The sequence below is a fragment of the Winogradskyella litorisediminis genome (assembly GCF_042675765.1).
In the GTDB taxonomy this organism is placed as follows: Bacteria; Bacteroidota; Bacteroidia; order Flavobacteriales; family Flavobacteriaceae; genus Winogradskyella; species Winogradskyella litorisediminis.
This window is the reverse complement of record NZ_JBHTJL010000009.1, coordinates 915,072-935,681: the sequence shown is the minus strand read 5'-3', so window position 1 is coordinate 935,681 and position 20,610 is coordinate 915,072. Positions and strand designations below refer to the sequence as shown.

General features: G+C 33.9%; 19 protein-coding genes. 18 read left to right on the top strand and 1 reads right to left on the bottom strand.

What is annotated here, in order from left to right:
• Positions 1-29 precede the first annotated feature (29 nt).
• The 16 genes from polA to ACFQ1Q_RS06395 all read left to right on the top strand — a co-directional run bounded on the left by polA (position 30) and on the right by ACFQ1Q_RS06395 (position 13,983).
• Complete coding sequence (gene polA, locus ACFQ1Q_RS06470) at positions 30-2,912, top strand: DNA polymerase I (RefSeq protein WP_386129147.1); 2,883 nt, start codon at positions 30-32, stop codon at positions 2,910-2,912.
• Between the two features lie 30 nt (positions 2,913-2,942).
• Positions 2,943-3,167, top strand: coding sequence for a hypothetical protein (locus ACFQ1Q_RS06465; protein WP_386129145.1), 225 nt, complete (start codon positions 2,943-2,945; stop codon positions 3,165-3,167).
• Between the two features lie 79 nt (positions 3,168-3,246).
• Positions 3,247-3,525 carry a UBP-type zinc finger domain-containing protein gene (locus ACFQ1Q_RS06460; RefSeq protein WP_386129144.1) on the top strand — a complete coding sequence of 93 codons (279 nt, stop codon included), beginning with the start codon at positions 3,247-3,249 and terminating at the stop codon, positions 3,523-3,525.
• A gap of 1 nt (position 3,526) precedes the next feature.
• Positions 3,527-5,155: an FAD-dependent oxidoreductase gene (locus ACFQ1Q_RS06455; protein ID WP_386129142.1), complete on the top strand. Its 1,629-nt coding sequence runs from the start codon at positions 3,527-3,529 to the stop codon at positions 5,153-5,155.
• A 101-nt stretch (positions 5,156-5,256) separates the two neighbouring features.
• The gene (locus tag ACFQ1Q_RS06450; protein WP_386129140.1) at positions 5,257-5,409 is read left to right on the top strand and encodes a hypothetical protein; all 153 of its coding nucleotides are present in this window, start codon (positions 5,257-5,259) and stop codon (positions 5,407-5,409) included.
• A gap of 11 nt (positions 5,410-5,420) precedes the next feature.
• Positions 5,421-5,570, top strand: a complete 150-nt coding sequence (locus ACFQ1Q_RS06445) for a hypothetical protein (RefSeq protein ID WP_386129138.1) — start codon at positions 5,421-5,423, stop codon at positions 5,568-5,570.
• 53 nt (positions 5,571-5,623) lie between these two features.
• Positions 5,624-6,601, top strand: a complete 978-nt coding sequence (locus ACFQ1Q_RS06440; RefSeq protein WP_386129136.1) for an L-threonylcarbamoyladenylate synthase — start codon at positions 5,624-5,626, stop codon at positions 6,599-6,601.
• Positions 6,602-6,667: 66 nt separating this feature from the next.
• Positions 6,668-7,240, top strand: a complete 573-nt coding sequence (locus ACFQ1Q_RS06435) for a Pycsar system effector family protein (RefSeq protein ID WP_386129134.1) — start codon at positions 6,668-6,670, stop codon at positions 7,238-7,240.
• Positions 7,241-7,250: 10 nt separating this feature from the next.
• Positions 7,251-8,165, top strand: a complete 915-nt coding sequence (locus ACFQ1Q_RS06430; RefSeq protein WP_386129132.1) for a hypothetical protein — start codon at positions 7,251-7,253, stop codon at positions 8,163-8,165.
• A 162-nt stretch (positions 8,166-8,327) separates the two neighbouring features.
• The gene (rplM, locus tag ACFQ1Q_RS06425; RefSeq protein ID WP_386129130.1) at positions 8,328-8,783 is read left to right on the top strand and encodes a 50S ribosomal protein L13; all 456 of its coding nucleotides are present in this window, start codon (positions 8,328-8,330) and stop codon (positions 8,781-8,783) included.
• A complete protein-coding gene (gene rpsI, locus ACFQ1Q_RS06420) occupies positions 8,783-9,169 on the top strand; it encodes a 30S ribosomal protein S9 (RefSeq protein ID WP_386129128.1) in 387 nt (128 codons plus the stop codon). The genes rplM and rpsI overlap by 1 nt, the downstream gene beginning before the upstream one ends.
• Positions 9,170-9,363: 194 nt before the next feature.
• On the top strand, positions 9,364-10,152 hold the full coding sequence (rpsB, locus tag ACFQ1Q_RS06415; RefSeq protein WP_386129126.1) for a 30S ribosomal protein S2: 789 nt from the start codon (positions 9,364-9,366) through the stop codon (positions 10,150-10,152).
• Positions 10,153-10,237: 85 nt separating this feature from the next.
• Complete coding sequence (gene tsf, locus ACFQ1Q_RS06410; RefSeq protein ID WP_386129124.1) at positions 10,238-11,212, top strand: translation elongation factor Ts; 975 nt, start codon at positions 10,238-10,240, stop codon at positions 11,210-11,212.
• A 145-nt stretch (positions 11,213-11,357) separates the two neighbouring features.
• Positions 11,358-12,065, top strand: coding sequence for a UMP kinase (pyrH, locus tag ACFQ1Q_RS06405; RefSeq protein ID WP_386129122.1), 708 nt, complete (start codon positions 11,358-11,360; stop codon positions 12,063-12,065).
• Positions 12,066-12,109: 44 nt separating this feature from the next.
• Complete coding sequence (gene frr / locus ACFQ1Q_RS06400; protein WP_386129120.1) at positions 12,110-12,661, top strand: ribosome recycling factor; 552 nt, start codon at positions 12,110-12,112, stop codon at positions 12,659-12,661.
• 35 nt (positions 12,662-12,696) lie between these two features.
• Positions 12,697-13,983 (top strand): hypothetical protein, encoded by a 1,287-nt coding sequence (locus ACFQ1Q_RS06395; protein WP_386129118.1) that lies wholly within the window; start codon positions 12,697-12,699, stop codon positions 13,981-13,983.
• 1 nt (position 13,984) lies between these two features.
• On the opposite strand, the gene ACFQ1Q_RS06390 is transcribed toward ACFQ1Q_RS06395, so the two are convergent.
• On the bottom strand, positions 13,985-16,474 hold the full coding sequence (locus ACFQ1Q_RS06390) for a hypothetical protein (protein WP_386129116.1): 2,490 nt from the start codon (positions 16,472-16,474) through the stop codon (positions 13,985-13,987).
• A gap of 211 nt (positions 16,475-16,685) precedes the next feature.
• Here ACFQ1Q_RS06390 and ACFQ1Q_RS06385 point away from each other — a divergent pair, with 211 nt between their 5' ends.
• Both ACFQ1Q_RS06385 and asnS read left to right on the top strand, forming a co-directional pair.
• The gene (locus tag ACFQ1Q_RS06385; RefSeq protein ID WP_386129114.1) at positions 16,686-19,082 is read left to right on the top strand and encodes an efflux RND transporter permease subunit; all 2,397 of its coding nucleotides are present in this window, start codon (positions 16,686-16,688) and stop codon (positions 19,080-19,082) included.
• Positions 19,083-19,108: 26 nt separating this feature from the next.
• Positions 19,109-20,542, top strand: coding sequence for an asparagine--tRNA ligase (asnS, locus tag ACFQ1Q_RS06380; protein WP_386129112.1), 1,434 nt, complete (start codon positions 19,109-19,111; stop codon positions 20,540-20,542).
• Positions 20,543-20,610 lie beyond the last annotated feature (68 nt).

Here is a 20,610-nt window from a genome sequence, read left to right as displayed (position 1 = left end):
TAGTTTTATAGACTTCAAAATTCAAAAAAATGTCCGACCAAAAACGTCTTTTTCTCGTAGATGCTTACGCACTTATTTTTCGAGGCTATTATGCTTTTATAAAAAACCCAAGAATCAATTCTAAAGGTGAAGATACCTCAGCCATTATGGGCTTTATGAATTCTCTTTTAGACGTTATTAAACGTGAACGTCCAGATCATTTAGCCGTTTGTTTTGACAAAGGCGGAAGTGCTGACCGTGTTGAAATGTATGAAGAATACAAAGCCAACCGTGATGAAACGCCTGAAGGTATACGAACTGCAATTCCGCATATTTGCAATATTCTCGAAGCCATGCATATTCCTATAATGGTTAAAGAAGGTTATGAAGCAGATGATGTTATCGGTACTTTATCTCGCCAAGCCGAAAAAGAAGGCTACAAGGTATTTATGGTTACACCCGATAAGGATTTTGCCCAACTCGTTACAGAAAATATTTTTATGTACAAACCTGTTTTTGGTGGTGGCTACGATATTTGGGGTATTCCCGAAGTTCAGAAAAAATTTGAAGTAGAAAGCCCTTTGCAGGTTATTGACTTTTTAGGTATGATGGGCGACTCGTCGGATAACATTCCTGGATTACCTGGTGTTGGTGAAAAAACTGCAAAGAAATTCATAACGCAATTTGGAAGTATGGAAGGCTTGCTTGCCAATACAGACCAGCTAAAAGGGAAAATGAAAGAAAAGGTTGAAGCTAATGGTGAGCTTGGCTTGTTGTCAAAAAAACTGGCCACAATTATGCTCGATGTTCCTGTAACATTCAATGCTAAAGATTTTGAGCTCGACCATCCAGATGTAGAAAAAGTAAAAGAAATTTTTCAAGAATTAGAGTTTAGAAGACTCACTGATAATTTTGTAAAAACATTTACGTCTGGCGCAGAAGCGACTTCGGGATTATCAAATGGCACTTCGACTTCGCTCAGTGACCAAAAGTCTTCATCTCCGAATTCAAATTCAAGTTCGAATTCGAGTTCCGCTGGCGCAGGACAATTTTCATTATTCGGTGGCACCTCGGCTCCGCTCAGTGACCAAGATTCTGAAACATCTTCAACAAACGCTAGGCAAACCATAGAAACCACATCACATTTTTACCAAAGCGTTGCTCCAGGAATGGCAACGACTTTGTTTGTTAAAAATTTATTGAATCAAAGTTCAGTTTGTTTCGATACCGAAACTACTGGTTTAAATCCGTTGACTGCGGAACTGGTCGGTATTGCATTTTCTTGGGAAGCTGGTAAAGGCTTTTATATACCATTTCCAGAGGACAAAAATGAAGCACAAGCATTGATTGAAACTTTACGTCCATTTTTTGAAAATGAATCCATTGAAAAAGTTGGTCAGAATTTGAAGTATGATATTAAGGTTTTAGCCAAATATAATATTAAAGTCAAAGGCAAATTATTCGATACCATGTTAGCGCATTATTTGATTAATCCAGATATGCGTCACAATATGGATGTGTTGGCTGAAACGTATCTCAATTATACACCAGTATCAATAACAGAATTGATTGGCAAAAAAGGAAAAAATCAGCTTTCCATGCGCGATGTGCCTTTAGAAAAACAAACCGAATATGCTGTAGAAGATGCGGATATTACATTGCAACTGAAAGAGCATTTTCAAAAAGAACTTGGCGAAGCTGATACTCAAAAATTATTTGATGACATCGAAGTGCCACTGCTGCGCGTTTTGGCAGATATGGAATTGGAAGGTATTAACTTAGATGAGGAGTTTTTAAATTCACTTTCAGAAGATTTAAATAACGATATCGCTGATTTAGAAAAAAGTATATACGAAGCCGCAGGCGAAGAATTTAATATAGGGTCACCAAAACAATTAGGTGTAATTTTATTTGAAAAATTAAAACTTGTAGATAAACCAAAAAAGACCAAAACTGGTCAATATTCAACCGCAGAAGATGTGTTGAGTTATTTGGCAAAAGACCATAAGATTATTCAAGATGTGTTAGATTATCGTGGATTGGCAAAATTAAAAAGCACTTACGTAGACGCCTTACCAACTCAAGTTGAAGAATCGACTGGTCGTGTACATACCGATTATATGCAAACCGTCGCAGCTACAGGTCGATTGAGCAGTAACAATCCTAATTTACAGAATATCCCAATCCGAACTGAGCGCGGTCGTCAAGTTCGAAAAGCATTTATACCGCGGGATGAAAATTACACACTTTTGGCTGCGGATTATTCACAAATAGAACTACGAATTATTGCTGCATTAAGTAAAGAAACCACTATGATTGAAGCGTTTAAAAATGGTGAAGATATCCATGCATCAACGGCTTCAAAAGTATTCAATGTACCTATAAAAGAAGTAACTCGCGAACAGAGAAGCAATGCAAAAACCGTGAATTTTGGAATTATATATGGCGTTTCGGCATTTGGGTTAAGCAACCAAACCAATTTGTCTCGAGGCGAAGCCAAAGAATTGATTGACACCTATTACGAGACCTATCCAAAACTCAAAGCTTATATGAGTGCACAAGTAGATTTTGCTAGAGATAACGGGTATGTGTCAACGGTTTTAGGTCGTCGACGCTATCTTAAAGACATCAATTCTCGTAATGCCGTGGTTCGTGGTGCAGCAGAACGTAATGCCGTAAACGCGCCAATACAAGGAAGTGCCGCAGATATTATTAAAATTGCGATGATAAATATTCATCAAAAATTAAACGAAGGCAACTACAAATCTAAAATGCTGTTACAAGTACATGATGAATTGGTCTTTGACATCTACAAACCCGAACTCGAAACTCTAAAAACCATCATTAAAACCGAAATGGAAAGTGCCTATAAACTTGAAGTGCCTTTAGATGTGGAAATGGATATTGGACTGAATTGGTTGGAGGCGCATTAAAAAAAAATTAATTTCACATAAAGAAAAAGCATGACCATAAACCTACTTTCCTGTAACTCCGTAAGACCAGACAAAAGAGCTATTGCTAATTGTATTGCTGAGATAGCTATTGACGTAAATCCTTCTTTGGCTCATGAGTTCACTAACATTATTTTAGAAGGTGATGCTGTAGAAATTACTGTTGACGACAAAAACTCTGGTTCGGCATTAAGAGTTTTACGAAAATTAGATATCGACTATGAAATAGTAGAATAAAACGTATACTAATTTCAGTATCTTTAATTATTCGTTATTCGGATTAATTTTGATGTAATATTTTTACATAGTTTAATACATGCCAAACTTTAAACTAAAAACTTGTCTACACCTTAACTTAATTACAACTTTAAAAACGTCGAAGAATTACCATTGTGATGAATGTGTAAAAACAGGTGATTCGTGGCTACATTTAAGAACATGCCAAACTTGTGGCACAACGTTATGTTGTGATAGTTCGCCAAACAAACACGCAACAAAACACGCAAAATCTCACAATCATCATGTGGTAAGTTCTGCCGAACCTAATGAAAAATGGCTTTGGTGTTACGCTGATAAATTGATTAAAACTTATTAAAATGAAAGATCCTAGATTTCCTGAGTTAACACATAGTCAAGTTCAAAAACTAAAGCCTTATGGCGAAGTAGAAACATATAACGACACTACACGTGTTTTTGCTTTAGGCGATAATCTGTACGACTTCTTTGTTATTTTAAAGGGTGAAATTCATATAAACGACCCATATAATGAAACAACGATAGTTAAACATGGAAAGTATGAGTTTTCCGGAGACAGCGGAATGTTGTCTAACCGTGCGGCTCAATTTCATGCAGATGCCCAACCTGGCACAAGTTTACTTCGCATAAAACCAAAACGACTAAAAGAAGCGATTTCAAAAAATAGTGATATTAGTGACGTGCTTCTTAATGCATTTTTATTAAGACAACAAACTGTATTGTCCGAAATGTCTGGCGGTTTGCGTTTGGTAGGTTCTGGAAAATCGAATAGCACTTACAGCATCAGAGATTTCTTAGAAAAAAATCATATTTGGCACAACTTTATAGACACAGACACTGATGAAGATGCAATTGAACTTTTAAAAAACTTCAACCTTTCTAAAGAAGATTTGCCCATTTTAATAAATAGTGACGCTAAGGTTTGTGTACAACCAACTATTGACGAACTCGCAAGGTACAGTGGTGTTTTAATGGATTTTGATGATAAGGTTTTTGATGTGTTAGTCATTGGTGCAGGTCCAGCTGGTTTGGCTGCCAGTGTTTATGCAGCATCTGAAGGTTTAGAAGTAGTTACTATTGATAGTGAAGCACCTGGCGGACAAGCTGGTAAAAGTTCTAAAATTGAAAATTATTTAGGTTTCCCAACAGGAATTTCTGGAGGAGATTTAGCAAATCGTGCTTACATCCAAGCTCAAAAATTTGGTTGTAATATTTCTATTCCGCATCGTGCTAAAAGTTTAGAATATGAAAAAGGCTGTTTTACAGTTTGTGCAACAAACGATAAAACCATACAAGCCAAAGCACTCATCATTGCTACTGGTGCAGCATACAGACGTTTACCTATTGAAAATATTAACGATTATGAAGGTAGCGGCATCTACTATTCTGCTACCGGAATGGATGTGAGCAATTGCGTTGACCAGCCTGTGGTGATTGTTGGTGGTGGAAATTCTGCAGGTCAAGCGGCTATGTTTTTATCTAACCACGCCAAAATGGTGTATGTTATGATTAGAGGAAAAGATTTAGGTGCAAAAATGAGTGATTATTTGGTACAACGTTTGGAAGCTTCAGATAAAATTGAAATACTTAGAAATACCGAAATTACCGAATTACATGGCAAACATCATTTAGAGTCTATAAAAATTTCAACAGAAAACGAAGAAAAAACAATGGATGTCTCTAATGTATTTTCATTTATTGGTGCTCAACCCAATACCAAATGGATGGAAGATATTGTAGCTATGGATAAAAAAGGATTTATCTGTACTGGCGAATCCTTAATTAAAGAAAATTTAACCAAATGCGATATCTACGAAACAAGAAAACCACAGTCGCTCGAGTCTAGTATCCCTGGGATTTTTGCTGTTGGCGATGTAAGAGCAAACTCCGTAAAACGTGTAGCATCTGCTGTTGGAGAAGGTTCTGTTGTTGTAAGCATGATTCATAAATATTTAGCAGATTTAAATTAGTTTAGGTTTTGAGTTAGTTATTTAATTAAACCAACTAAACCACATCGTACTTAAAAAGTAATTTTAGAATTCAATATTTTTTTATTTTAAAATAACATACGATGGAAAAAGACAACAAAACACTAAACGAATTAGAAAAAAATAACACGAGCATCAAAGAAAATGCTATAAATAAAAAAGAAGTTGACGGCCGAGATATTAACCATCAAGTAAAAGACCGAAGAGAAATTCACCAACCAAGAGACAACGCCTAAAAAATAAGATTATGATTATTACAAAACTATTAGGTGTTACAAGCGCTTTTACTAAAAATAAGAAAGCAAAAATGGCAATTCTAGGTTTAGAAATTGGTGTTTTAGCTTATGCATTGTATCAACAAAAGCAGGAAAAGAAAGCCAAAAAATTAAACTCATAAATTAAAATTTGGCTTTATCTTATGTTATTTTGAAGTAATTTTGCGCATATATTATGAGCGTTATTTCAAAAGACATAAAAAAAGCTGTTGCATTATTAAATGCGGAAGAGTTAGTAGCTATACCAACCGAAACGGTTTATGGCCTTGCGGGAAATATTTTTTCTGAAAAAGCGATAAATTCCATTTTTGAAACAAAAAAACGGCCACATTTTAACCCGTTAATTGTTCATATTACCGACGCTGAAAAGTTAACTGACATTGTATCACATATCCCAAAAAAAGCTAAGCTGTTAGCCAATGCCTTTTGGCCTGGACCAATAACTTTGGTTTTAAAAAAGAAAGCCATAATTCCCGATATAGTTACGGCGGGCAAAGATACGGTTGCAGTTAGAGTGCCAAATCACCATTTAACTTTAGAGCTGCTCAATGCTTTAGATTTTCCTTTGGCAGCTCCAAGTGCAAATCCATTTAATCGTATTAGTCCGACTTCTGCAGAACATGTAGAAGGTTATTTTAAAAACCAAATAAAAATGGTTTTAGATGGTGGAACGTGCAAAAGCGGCATAGAATCTACAATTATTGGTTTTGAAAATGATAATCCAATCATTTACCGTTTAGGTTCAACTTCTATTGAAGCTATAGAAGACGTTGTTGGTAAGGTTGAAATTAAAAATACAGCTTTAAAAACTTTAAGTAATGCTTCAGAAAATCCTTCAGCACCAGGCATGTTAGCAAGGCATTACGCACCTCGGACTACAACAATTTTAGTTGATGATGTTAACTCAGCCGTTCTTCAGTATGAAGGTAAAAAAATAGGTGTACTTCTGTTTAAAAATGAATTAGAATCTGAAAACATTTCATTTCAAATTATACTTTCAAAATCAGGAAATTTAGAAGAAGCCGCTTCAAAATTATACGATGCGCTTCATCAACTTGATGGTGCTAACTTAGACATTATCATTGCCGAAAGATTTCCAAATTTTGGCCTTGGAAAATCTATTAATGACCGATTAAATCGCGCTACAAAATAAGCTTACAGCTCAGCAAAAATTATTTCACTAAAAAACAGTATTTTTAGCTCAAACTTTATAAAAGTAATGTCTAAAAATATTCCGAATAAGAAAATAAAAACTCCTGATGATGTAGATATTCCGAAAACTAACGATTTAGCATTTCACTATTGGCATACTTTAAAACATCATACAAATCTTATAAAAGCATCTGAACTTAAAGCTGGTTTAATTTTATCATTTTATGGTATTCTGCTCAACTTTGTTTATAAAAAAATAGATACGACGATGCAATACATGTCTTATGACTGGATTATGTATATTCTCTTGATTTTATGGTTTTTAACTACTGTGATTTCCATTTATTACAGTGTTCGTAGTTTTATTCCGAGGATAGAAAAAAAATACGATTCAAATGTGTTTTTCTTCGGAGATATAATTTCAAAATTTGGAGATGTTGATGATTTTTCTCAAACTTTTTATGATACTGCTGTAGATATTGAAAAACGTTACGAGCAACTCGGACAGCAAGTTTACATTCATGCAAAAATTACCGCTACAAAGTTTAAGTACGTAAATAAGTCGCTTCGTTTTTTGGCTTACGGACTTGCGTTGTTACTAGTTATAATTGTTACAAGCGCGCTTTCGGTACTTTTTTAAACTTATAAATATGACGGCTAATCAATTTAGAGATAAAATTTATAAACTTCCAAAAGGTGATGTACACAGCCATTTGCATTTAGCAGGTTCTCAAAAAAGATTTAAGGAAAAATATCCTGATGCTAATTTAAATTTCCCAAAAACATACGACGGCTTAACGGGAATGATAGATTTTATATACGGACATCTTAATACAATAATGGTAAAAGGTGAAGACGTAAAGAATTTCATGGAAATTGCCGTACAAAGTGCTATTGATGATAATGTAACTCTGCTCGAAGCGAGTGTAGATTTAAACTTATCTCGATTTTTTGACGATAGCGTAGATACTGTTATTGATGTTACTAAAAATTTAAAAGATAAATTCAAAGACCAAATAGATTTTAGACCAGACTTAGGTATAAATAAAGATTTAGAAATTGAAAAAGTGTATATCAACGGTATTAAATGCATCAAAAGTGGTGTATTTAGTGGCGTTGATTTATACGGTCAAGAAGTTGGAAAAGATTTAAATCCATTCGTCGATTTCTATAAAAAAGCAAAAGATTTAGGTTTAAAGACAAAGGTTCATATTGGGGAGTTTTCAGATTATAAAAGTATCAATCATACCATAAATTTATTTATCCCAGATGAACTGCAACATGGAATACGTGCCGTAGATTCTCAAGAAACTATGGATTTAATTGCAAGACACAATATTAGATTAAACGTTTGTCCGTCCAGTAACCTACTCCTTGGCGCTGTAAAAGATATACGCCAACATCCACTACGCAAGTTATACGATAATGGTATTAAGCTTACAATAAATACAGACGACCTTATTTTGTTTGATGCTTCCGTTACTGACGAATTTGTAAAGCTTTACGAAGCTGAAGTTTTTACTGCCAATGAACTTGATGAAATACGCAAAAATGCTTTAATATAAATAAGTTCTAAATTTAATTAGAAAAGTAGCTGATTATCAATCTAAAAAAATATTAGCTAAGGTTTGCCAATCCAATAAGTTATCGTAAATTTGCAAACTCTTTTTCGGAAGAGGAATGTTTAATCAATTGTACCGTATTGGTGCAAAATAAATCAAATTAGTGTGGATACATTAAGCTACAAAACAGTTTCTGCTAACAAAGCTACCGTTAATAAGGAGTGGGTTTTAGTCGATGCTGAAGGACAAACTTTAGGTCGCTTAGCTTCAAGAGTAGCAATACTTTTAAGAGGTAAGCACAAACCTAATTTTACGCCACACGTTGATTGCGGTGACAATGTAATTGTTGTTAATGCAGAAAAAATCAACTTAACTGGTAACAAATGGACAGATAAAAGTTATATCCGTCACACAGGTTATCCAGGTGGACAAAGAAGCCTGACAGCTACTGAGTTGTTTGACAAAGACCCAAGCAGATTAGTAGAAAAGTCAGTAAAAGGAATGTTACCTAAAAACAAGTTAGGAGCAGTTCTTTTTAGAAATTTAACTGTTGTTTCTGGTACAGAGCACGCGCACGCTGCCCAAAAGCCAAAAGCAATTAATTTAAACGAAATTAACTAATGGAAGTAATTCACAAAATCGGCCGTAGAAAGACGGCTGTTGCCCGTGTGTACCTTGCTAAAGGAAAAGGCAAAATCACGGTAAACAAAAAAGACATGACGGATTACTTTACTACTGGAACACTTCAGTATAAAGTAAACCAGCCTTTAGTCATGACTAACAATGATGGCAACTTTGATATTACTGTTAACGTATATGGAGGTGGAATCACCGGCCAGGCAGAAGCAATACGTTTAGGACTTTCTCGTGCAATGTGCGAGTTAGACCCAGAAAACAGAGCAATATTAAAGCCAGAAGGTCTATTAACTAGAGATCCAAGAATGGTAGAGCGTAAAAAATTCGGACAGAAGAAAGCGCGTAAAAAATTCCAGTTCTCGAAACGTTAATATCCAACAATCTATTTTATTCAGAATCTGCTTTGGCAGGTTCTGGATATTATTTTTTAAGAATCTTTTTGTAAGATTCAATTATTAAAAATCTGAAACGAGTTCAGATTAAAAGTTTAGCATCTAAATGGTTTTGGCGAGCGTAAGCAACCACTTAACCATTGCTAATTAACAGAACGTAAACTATTACAAAAATGGAAAAAGTAGAAGTAAAAGAATTACTTGAAGCAGGTGTACACTTCGGTCACCTAACACGTAAATGGAACCCAAACATGGCTCCATACATTTATATGGAGCGTAACGGCATCCATATCATTAACCTTTACAAAACTGCAGCAAAGATTAACGAAACTGCTGAAGCGATGAAAAAAATCGCTGCTTCAGGAAAGAAAATCTTATTTGTAGCTACAAAAAAACAAGCAAAAGACATCGTTGCTGAAAAAGCAGGCGCTGTAAATCAGCCTTACATTACTGAAAGATGGCCAGGCGGAATGTTAACAAACTTTGTAACTATCCGTAAAGCTGTTAAGAAAATGGCAATGATTGACAGAATGAAAAAAGACGGTACATTTAACTCTCTTTCTAAAAAAGAGCGTTTACAAGTAGACCGTCAGCGTGCTAAATTAGAGAAGAATTTAGGTTCTATTTCTGATATGACGCGTTTGCCAGGTGCATTGTTTGTTGTAGATATTATGCGTGAGCATATTGCAATTAAAGAAGCGCAAAAATTAAACATCCCAATCTTTGCAATGGTAGATACAAACTCTGATCCACGCGAGGTTGATTATTTAATCCCTGCAAATGATGATGCTTCTAAATCTATCGATAAAGTTTTATCAATCGTAACTTCTGCAGTAGCAGACGGATTAAACGAAAGAAAAGCTGAAAAAGAGGATAAAGATGCGAAAGCAGCTGCTCCAAAAGCTGAGAAAAAAGCTGAAAAGAAAGCAGCAGCACCAGTAGCAGCTCAAGAAGAAGAATAAATAAAGAATTATACAATAGTTAAGGTCGTTTAATTCTTTTCAATACTGAAAACAATTAAGCGACTTTTTCAAATTTTAATATACTATGGAAAACACAGTGAAAATTACAGCAGCAGAAGTTAATAAGCTTAGACAAGCAACTGGTGCAGGTATGATGGATTGTAAAAAAGCATTAGTGGAAGCTGGTGGAGATTTTGACAAAGCCATTGAAGTTTTACGTAAAAAAGGTCAAAAAGTAGCAGCAAAAAGAGCAGACAGAGAATCTTCTGAAGGTGCAGCTGTGGCAAAAATTAATGCAGACCAAACTAAAGGTATTGCATTAGTATTAGGTTGCGAAACTGATTTCGTTGGTAAAAACAAAAACTTCTTAAAATTAGCTAGTGACCTAGGAGACATTGCATTAAACTATAACTCTAAAGAAGAATTTTTAGCTGCGGATTTTGATGGAATGACAGTTGCTGAAAAATTAGTTGAGCAAACTGGTGTTATTGGTGAAAAACTAGACATTAACGCTTTTGAAGTTGTAGAAGCTCCTTATGTTGGTTCTTACGTACATATTAACAAAATTGCTGCCATTGTTGGTTTATCTGCAAAAGTAGATAACGTTGAAACTTTAGGTAAAGATTTAGCAATGCAAGCGGCATCAATGGGTGCAACAACTTTATCTTACAAAGATTTTGACCCAGCTTACGTAGCATCAGAAACTGAAGCACGTATCGCAGTGATTGAAAAAGATAACATCGAGTTAGGCCGTTTAGGTAAAACATTAAAAAATGTACCAAAATACATCTCTATGTCTCAGTTATCTGACGAAGTTTTAGCTGAAGCTGAAGAAGCTGCAAAAGCAGAATTAAAAGCTGAAGGTAAGCCAGAGCAAATTTGGGATAGAATTTTACCAGGTAAAATGGAACGTTTTATTTCTGATAACACCACTTTAGATAAAGAGCAATGTTTATTAGACCAAGACTTTATAAAAGACGATAAGAAAACTGTTGCACAGTACGTAGCTACTTATGGTGACGTTGAAGTTGTTGATTTTAAGCGTGCTTCAGTAGGATAAATATTTTATATCTTAATATATATTTCGAAAAACCTTCAGTTTTATTCTGAAGGTTTTTTTTTGAATTATTTTAAATTCGACATACAGATTATACTTTCAATCCTAGTAATATTTATGTAGCTTTGTTAAACTTTCAAAAAGACTAATGAAATTCAAAAGAATACTTCTAAAATTATCTGGTGAAGCCTTAATGGGCAATCGCCAATACGGTATTGACCCAGAGCGTTTGGCAGAATATGCCCAAGACATTAAAGCCGTTACAAATTTAGGTGTACAAGTTGCTATCGTCATTGGTGGCGGAAATATTTTTAGAGGTGTTGCTGGTGCAAGTAACGGCATGGATCGTGTACAAGGTGACCATATGGGAATGCTTGCTACTGTAATTAACGGTTTAGCTTTACAAAGTGCTTTAGAAGATGCTGGTATACCAACCAGATTACAAACAGCTATAAAAATTAATGAAGTGGCAGAACCTTTTATTCGTCGTAAAGCCATGCGACATTTACAAAAAGGACGTGTTGTTATTTTTGGTGGCGGTACAGGTAACCCTTATTTCACAACAGATTCAGCAGCTGTTTTAAGAGCTATTGAAATTGAAGCAGATGTGATTTTAAAGGGCACGCGCGTTGATGGTATTTATACGGCAGACCCAGAAAAAGATACTGATGCTGTAAAATTTGATTTCATTTCCTTTGAAGACGTATTACAAAAAGGATTAAAGGTTATGGACACCACAGCCTTTACCTTAAGCCAAGAAAATGAACTCCCGATTATAGTTTTTGATATGAACAAAAAAGGAAACTTACTTAAGCTAATTTCTGGAGAAAAAATAGGAACACAAGTCAACGTTTAAGTTTGGCAGAAATTTTGATAATAGCCCAATAAACTATTAACACTATGGAAGAAATTCAATTTATATTAGACAGTACAAAAGAAGCAATGGATGCTGCAATTAAGCACCTAGAAAAGCAGTTTGTAAATATTAGAGCTGGTAAAGCAAGTCCTGCCATGTTAGGAAGCGTCATGGTAGATTATTACGGTTCTCAAACACCATTGAGCCAAGTTGCCAATGTTAACACGCCAGATGGTCGTACAATAACAGTACAGCCTTGGGAGAAATCTATGCTTCAAGAAATTGAGCGTGGCATCATGATTTCTAACCTTGGATTTAACCCTATGAACAATGGTGATACTATTATTATTAACGTACCACCATTAACTGAGGAACGTCGTAAAGAGTTGGCAAAGCAAGCAAAGGCAGAAGCTGAGGACGCCAAAATTGGCATCAGAAACGCACGTAAAGACGCTAATAATGATATCAAAAATGCAGATGTTTCTGAAGATTTGCAGAAAAATGCAGAAATTGATGTACAAGAATTAACGAATAAATACGTTGATAAGGTAGATAAAATCTATAGCGTTAAAGAAGAGGAAATTATGACAGTGTAAGTCATTTTTTTCTAAAATCGCTTTAAAAAATAAATATGCTAAAGCACAGTATTGCAGTTTTTTTTATTTGCATATCGCTTTGTGCTTTTTCGCAAATTGAAATAGATTCAACCTCAAAAGCCACAACCAAAACACAGGTTAAAGATTCGCTTCGTAAAAAAGTATTTTTAGAAAATATTGGCTTAGGCTATTTTCCGACAAAATATTTTAATTTCGATTTAAGATACCTTATAAAATTTAATCAGTTTGAAGGATTAAGGACAGGACTCGGTGGAATTACCAATGACGGCTTTTCGGAGAAATACCGTGTCGACGGTTATTTAGTTTATGGTTTTAAAGACAAAACCTCAAAATATAGTATTGGAGGTGGTTTTAGAATCGATGAAAAATCTGATACTTGGGTAAACTTATCTTACACCGATGATTTACAAGAAACAGGAAGCTCTAAATTTTTAACGGACAAACGTTTCTTTTCATTTTTTGAACCACGATTGCTAAACATCGATTTATTCCACAGACACATTACAAAATCTGTGTCACTACAGCACCGAATATCAAACCACTTATTGTCTGAAACTGAGTTTTCTGTAAGTCGCATAAACCCAACTTATACATACAATTATATTGTTAATGATGAGGTTTTTAACACCTTCAACTTATCAACATCACAATTGAGTTTACAATGGAGTCCATTTAGCAAGTTTGAAGTGGTTGACCGATTGGTTGTAGAAACCAAAAGTGGATTTCCAAAATTTACAGCACAAGTTACCAAAAGTGTTTCAGATGTTTTTAATAGCGATTTTAATTTTACAAAAATTGACTTTAGAACTATTCATGAAATTCAATACGCAAAAGATAATTTTACACGATTAAGTCTTTTAGCAGGTATGGCAGAAGGCGAAATTCCATTAACACATTTATACCACGCATCTCCAAATAATATCCGAAAAACAAAAATTTTGCAACGATTCTCTGTTGCTGGTCTCAATAGTTTTGAAACCATGTTTTTTAATGAATTTTTTAGCGATAGGTTTGTGACATTTCAAGTAAAGCATTATTTAAAACCTTTTAAAATCACTCAACGTTACCAACCGCAAATGGTTTTAATTACTAGACATGCCATAGGTAATATGCGAAGCATTGACCAACATCAAGGCATCGATTTTGGTACTTTAGACCAATTATACTCAGAGTCTGGTTTTGAAATCAACAAGCTTATTTGGGCGTTTGGTTTAAGTTTTGCTTACCGCTATGGAAGTTATCATTTGCCTACTTTTGAAGATAATATAGCTTTTAAATTTACTTTTAACATTTCACTTTAAATCAGTCTTGAGTTTCAATAACTTTATATTCTAAAGTTTTATATCCTAATTTTCCATCTTTACTAATAGACTCAATCACTACTAGAAAATCTCCAACATCATCAGAGTGACTGAAACTGATACTTTGTGATTCTCCGTTTGTAGTTACAACATTTGGATTCCAGTAGATGGTAGAGCGAAAATCGGGCTCAGCAATACTTCTTGCGGTAGCATCTGTGTAATCTGGAACGTAAAACTCTTTTTCAATTGAAAATGCTTTTATCGTTTGTACATTTAATGTTTGGTCAATGTCTAGAGCTCCATAAAGTCCTTTACCAGCTTTTGTATAGATTGATATAATACTGGCTTTAAATTCGCCAAAAGGATAAAACCCATAAATTGTGGCGTGAAGTTGTCTTGCTTTTGAAGGATTGTCTATTATTTCAAAACTGGTAACTTCTTTAGGATTTATATATTGGATTGATTCATAATCATCTTTATTTACGGGAATGCCATCTACTATAACCATATTTACATGACCTTTTCCTCCATTAGTAGTTTCAGCATAATAATTTCGAAGAGAATCTTTTCTAATAAGAACTTTATCATGAAAACCAATTAAGTTACTATATAATCCTCTAGAGTATTTTTTGGTCTTCTCGTTAATCTCCTTTCCATCGATTACAACATCAGGTTTACCGTATTTATCAAACATTTCTTTTCGCTTAGGTGTCATCTTGTATGCATCAACAATCACTTCATCTAACTGATTAACTCCATTAATATCTGTATAATATTTGTTTTCAATACTCCTTTGATTTTGCTTTATTTTTACTATTGTATCTATTAAACTATCCTTGTCAACTAATGAATTTTGAATTTCATCATTTACAAAATCTGGTTTTAACCCTGCTTTCTTAGTCAGAGAGATATTATAGTATTGACTTTCTTTCTCTGAAATTCCTGAAGGCTTCAAAACTAATTTTCTTTCATCACCATATAAATCTTCAATCTGAAAATTAAAATTACTTGGAACGCTCACATTTCCAGTGTAAACAGATGAATCATCTCCAAAGGTCATTAGCATAATATCAATATTATTTCGTTTAGCTCTGTTACTCTTTTTATTAATTACGCCTTTGAGTTGAAGTCCTGTTTCCATAACATACTGGAACTTTTTTGATGCTGCGTTGTATTTATAATTTCTCCAGCCTTGAGTAAGCAATAAATCGTCAATATTTATATCTGAATCTTCTTTAAAATAATCTGATGCAGCCTCAATTTCTCCCTTAATATCAGAGCTTAGTAAAAAATAGGTTAATATGTTTTCTCTATTTGCCTCAAACTCGCCGTACAAATTCTTGTCAAAAACCAATACAGAACTATTTGAAGGTACAATCGAGTCACTGCTATTTTTTGTTTTCAATAAAATATTGAGGTTATCTCGTTTTGATATTTTGTTAATGTCAATTTTTGCATCTACGTTTAAGCGGTAAGATTTACGATTATTAAAAAAGAGCCGTTCTGCAATGGGTTTAGCGGATTGATTTTGTAATTTAATTTCTAAAACACCTTCAGGAAAAAGGGTCTTTGGTACTGTGAAAATATATCTTCCATCAATTAAAGTTGCCTGCTTTTCAAAATACGTTTTTCCTCTAAGATTTATGGAAAGTTTAATGTTAGCATTAAAATCTGTATTGTGTTTTACGGTTGCTACGACAAAGTCTTTGCGTGAAGCGACAGAAAGTTGATATCCTTCAGAATGTATTCTAGGTAATTGATAAAGAACTGATTTTTTTGCTTTTTCAAGTTTTGCTTGGTAAGATTGGGATGCAGAAACATTAGGTAAAATAAAACTGCCTAAACCGAGTCTATTGCTTTTAAATCTTATTATGGTTTTACCATTCTTGTCAATAATTTCTCCTTCAACTGCGATACCTTTGGCAAAGTTATTTGTGGCCTTAAAACCTATTCTATTATCAAGATTAGCTATAATTTTACCTCCTTCAGGAAAAAATTTTAAATTAATTGAATCTTCGTTTATTGACTTATTCTTAGCTATGTCAACTTCATTTGCAGAATTTTTATTTGGCTTAATGGACGTTTCTGAAACGATAGAAATTGTTTCATTCGTAATAAAATTATCATCAAAGTTTTTGTTCCATTCGGTGTAAGCTCTTATCTGATAAGTGCCACTTTTGTAACTCCTATCTAAATCAAAATACCCGTTACCAATTCCGTTGGTAACTTTAATGATTTTAGATTCGGTGATTTCACTATCAGAATTTATTAAATCAACATACAAAACACCACTTGAAAGCTCTGTACTGTGCGTTGCCGCATTTGCAAGAATTGCTTTAAACCAAATAGTTGCATCAGAGTTATATACTCTATTGTCTAGTTGTAAATAAATTTTTTCTGCTAATGCTACTTTTTCATAGTCATTAGTTTTTTGTGCATTCAAAAAAACACTAAACGTTAAAAAGAAAACTATTAAATACTTACAAGCCATAAAAATGAATTCTTGATTAGAAAAAGCTATTTAATATCAAGATAAAAAACATATAAAACAGTATTTCATAACATATTATTAAAATAACAAATAGATAGGTTTTACAATTTATTTAAGGTTAGATTTTATAGTCCTTAATAACAATTAATAAAATATAATTTTAGCGGGGATTCGCTAGGTTTTTTCTAACTTTGCGGCTCATAAAAATTGCATGTTTAAACTTCTTACAAAAGGGTTTTGGGAAACCGTTGCACGATTAATTTTGCGTAACAAAATTGCCATACTCATTACCGTAGTTTTGTACACCATATTTTTTGGTATGCAATGGAAGCACATGCGCTTTACCTATACTGAGGCCAATCTTTTACCAGACGACCATGAGGTAAATTTAATCTATAACGAATTTCTCGAAATTTTTGGCGAAGAAGGAAATCTAATAGTTCTTGGTGTTAAAGATTCAACATTGTTTTCGGTGGAAAAATTAAATGCCTGGAACCAACTATCAGAATCTTTTAAAACTTACGAGGAAGTTGAAACTGTAATTTCGATTAAGGATTTACAAAAACTCATCAAAAATTCTGAAGAACAAAAGTTTGATTTAGAGCCTTTTATAAAAGATTCTATTTCATCTGTTGAACAATTAGATATTCTTCAAGATGAATTGTTTAGAAAGTATCCCTTTTATGATAATTTTCTTTTCAATAAAGATTCTAAAACCATTCGTACTGCAGTATATCTCAAAAAAGATATCGTCAACACTTCAGCTCGAAAAGATTTTGTTATCAATGTTCTTCAAAAAGAAATAAACATTTTTGAAACTAAAACAGATTTAGATGTTCGCGTGTCTGGCATGCCATACATTCGTACGCTTAACGCTCAAAATATTGTAGATGAAATAAGTCTATTTATTGGTGCTGCATTAGGGATTACGTCTCTCATTTTCTTTTTGTTTTTTAGATCGTTTAGAGCAACCATTATTTCACTTATTGTAGTAAGTATTGGTGTAATGTGGACGTTTGGGATTTTAGGATTACTGAAATATGAAATTACAGTACTTACGGCATTAATTCCGCCTTTGATTATTGTTATTGGTATACCTAACTGTATTTTCTTAATTAATAAATACCAGCATGAGGTTAAGCTGCACGGTAATAAAATAAAGTCACTTCAGCGCGTCATAACCAAAGTTGGTAATGCAACGTTAATGACCAATGTAACAACCGCATCGGGTTTTGCAACATTTATTTTTACAGAAAGTCAACTTTTAAAAGAATTTGGTATTGTAGCTTCACTTAGCATACTTTCTATTTTTATTTTGTGTTTGCTCATCATTCCTATTCTTTATACATTTTTACCGTATCCTAAACCACGACACTTAGAACATTTAAACAAACGTTGGATTAACGGTTTTGTAGATTGGATGGAGCGTATGGTAAAACATCGGAAAATTACCATTTACATCACCGCTTTGATTTTGTTAATTGTAAGTTTACTTGGTATTAATAAGATGGAAATTTCGGGAAGTCTTATTGAAGATATGCCAAAAGACAAGGAGTTTTTTAGGGATATCCGCTTTTTTGAATCTGAATTCAACGGCATCATGCCATTGGAAATTATGATAGACACTAAACGCAAAAAAGGCGTTATGAAGTTGGCTACCATAAAGCGCATGAATGAGCTTGAAGAACTCATTGATGAAATTCCAGAATTATCAAGGCCAGTGTCTGTTGTAAGTTTAGTAAAATATGCGAAGCAAGCTTACACAAATGGAAATCCAAAATATTACCAATTACCAACGAGCCAAGAGAACTTGTTTATTAGTAGCTATGTAAAGAAGTCATCGTCAGATGTGGATTTATTAAAAAACTTTGTGGATAGCACAGGTCAATACGCACGTATTACCACGTTTATGAAAGATATTGGTACAGACAAAATGGAACGTATCGAAGAAACACTACAAACTAAAATAGATAAAATTTTTCCTAAAGAACGTTACGAAGTAACAATGACAGGTAAGGCTTTGGTATTTCAAAAAGGAACAAAATATTTAGTTAGAAATCTTATTATATCGCTGACACTAGCCATAATTCTTATTTCATTATTTATGGCGTATATGTTTAGGTCCATAAAAATGATTGTGGTTTCACTTGTACCAAATTTACTGCCGTTACTTGTTACAGCAGGTTTAATGGGATATTTGGGTGTGCCAATAAAACCATCTACTATTTTGGTATTTAGTATAGCGTTTGGTATTTCGGTAGATGATACTATTCACTTTTTGGCAAAATACAGACAAGAATTACAAGCCAACCATTGGAAAATCCGCAAATCCGTTTATGCCGCATTGCGCGAAACTGGTGTAAGTATGTTCTATACGTCTATTGTTTTGTTCTTTGGCTTTTCGGTATTTATGATTTCAAGTTTTGGTGGTACAGTAGCACTTGGTGGATTAGTTTCTGCGACATTATTATTCGCAATGCTTTCAAATTTGTTATTATTGCCATCGCTATTGTTATCTTTAGAGCGAAGTATTGCAAATAAAACGGTTTTAAAAGAACCATCTATAAAAATCATTCCAGAAGAGGATGATGATAGCAAAGACAATTAAAATTAGACATTAAATAGATTTTCCAAATGAATACAAAATCCGTTTCAGAATTATTAAATCAAGATATCACACTTCAAAAAGTAACAATTAAAGGTTGGGTTCGTACATTTAGAGCAAATCGTTTTATTGCTTTAAATGATGGCTCGACTATTAATAATATTCAATGTGTTGTAGATTTTGAAAATTTTGATGAAGCATTACTAAAGCGCATCACTACTGGTGCTGCTATTGAAGTTAATGGCGATTTGGTAGAAAGTCAAGGTAAAGGACAAAAGGTAGAAATCGTTGTGTCTTCACTTGAAGTTTTAGGAGATTCTGACCCAGAAACGTATCCAATTCAACCAAAAAAACATTCTTTTGAATTTTTAAGAGAAAACGCGCACTTGCGCACACGCACAAACACATTTAGCGCGGTTATGCGTCTGCGTTCATCGTTGTCTTTTGCGATACATAAGTATTTTAATGAAAACGGATTCTACTACATGCACACACCGATTATAACTGGTAGTGATGCTGAAGGTGCAGGCGAAATGTTTAGAGTCACCAATCTAGATGCAAAAAATCCGCCACTTACGAAAGAGGGAAAAGTTAATTATAAGGAAGATTTTTTCGGAAAAGAAACAAATTTGACTGTTTCCGGCCAACTCGAAGCGGAAACCTACGCCATGTCTTTAGGAAAAGTATATACTTTCGGCCCAACGTTCAGAGCTGAAAACTCTAACACTTCTCGTCATTTATCTGAATTTTGGATGATTGAGCCAGAAGTGGCGTTTATGGACCTAGCAGGCAATATGGATTTAGCTGAAGATTTTATGAAATCGGTAATTAGCTATGTTTTAGAACATAATCGTGAAGATTTAGAATTCTTGGATGAGCGTTTATTTAATGACGAAAAGACAAAGCCACAAGCCGAGCGAAGCGAAATGCGTCTTATTGAAAAATTAAAGTTTGTAACCGACAATAATTTTAAGCGTGTAAGCTACACTGAAGCAATTGATATTCTCAGAAACTCCAAACCAAATAAGAAGAAAAAATTTAAATACCTTATTAACGAATGGGGCGCAGATTTACAGTCTGAACACGAGCGTTTCTTAGTTGAAAAGCATTTTAAATGCCCTGTTATTTTATTTGATTATCCTGCAAATATTAAGGCATTTTACATGCGATTAAACGAAGACGAAAAAACCGTACGTGCCATGGATATTTTATTTCCTGGTATTGGAGAAATTGTCGGTGGTTCTCAGCGTGAAGAACGATTAGAAGTTTTAAAACAAAAAATGGCGGCTTTAGATATTCCTGAGGAAGAATTATGGTGGTACCTAGATTTACGTAAATACGGCACTGCGGTACATTCTGGTTTTGGTCTTGGTTTTGAGCGTTTAGTAATGTTTGCAACAGGTATGAGTAATATTAGAGACGTGATTCCTTACCCACGAACACCACAAAATGCGGAATTTTAATTCGCTTTAAGTCAGAAAAAAAATTAATTTTTTTATAAAACAATCTAATAACGGTATAGTTTTAGATT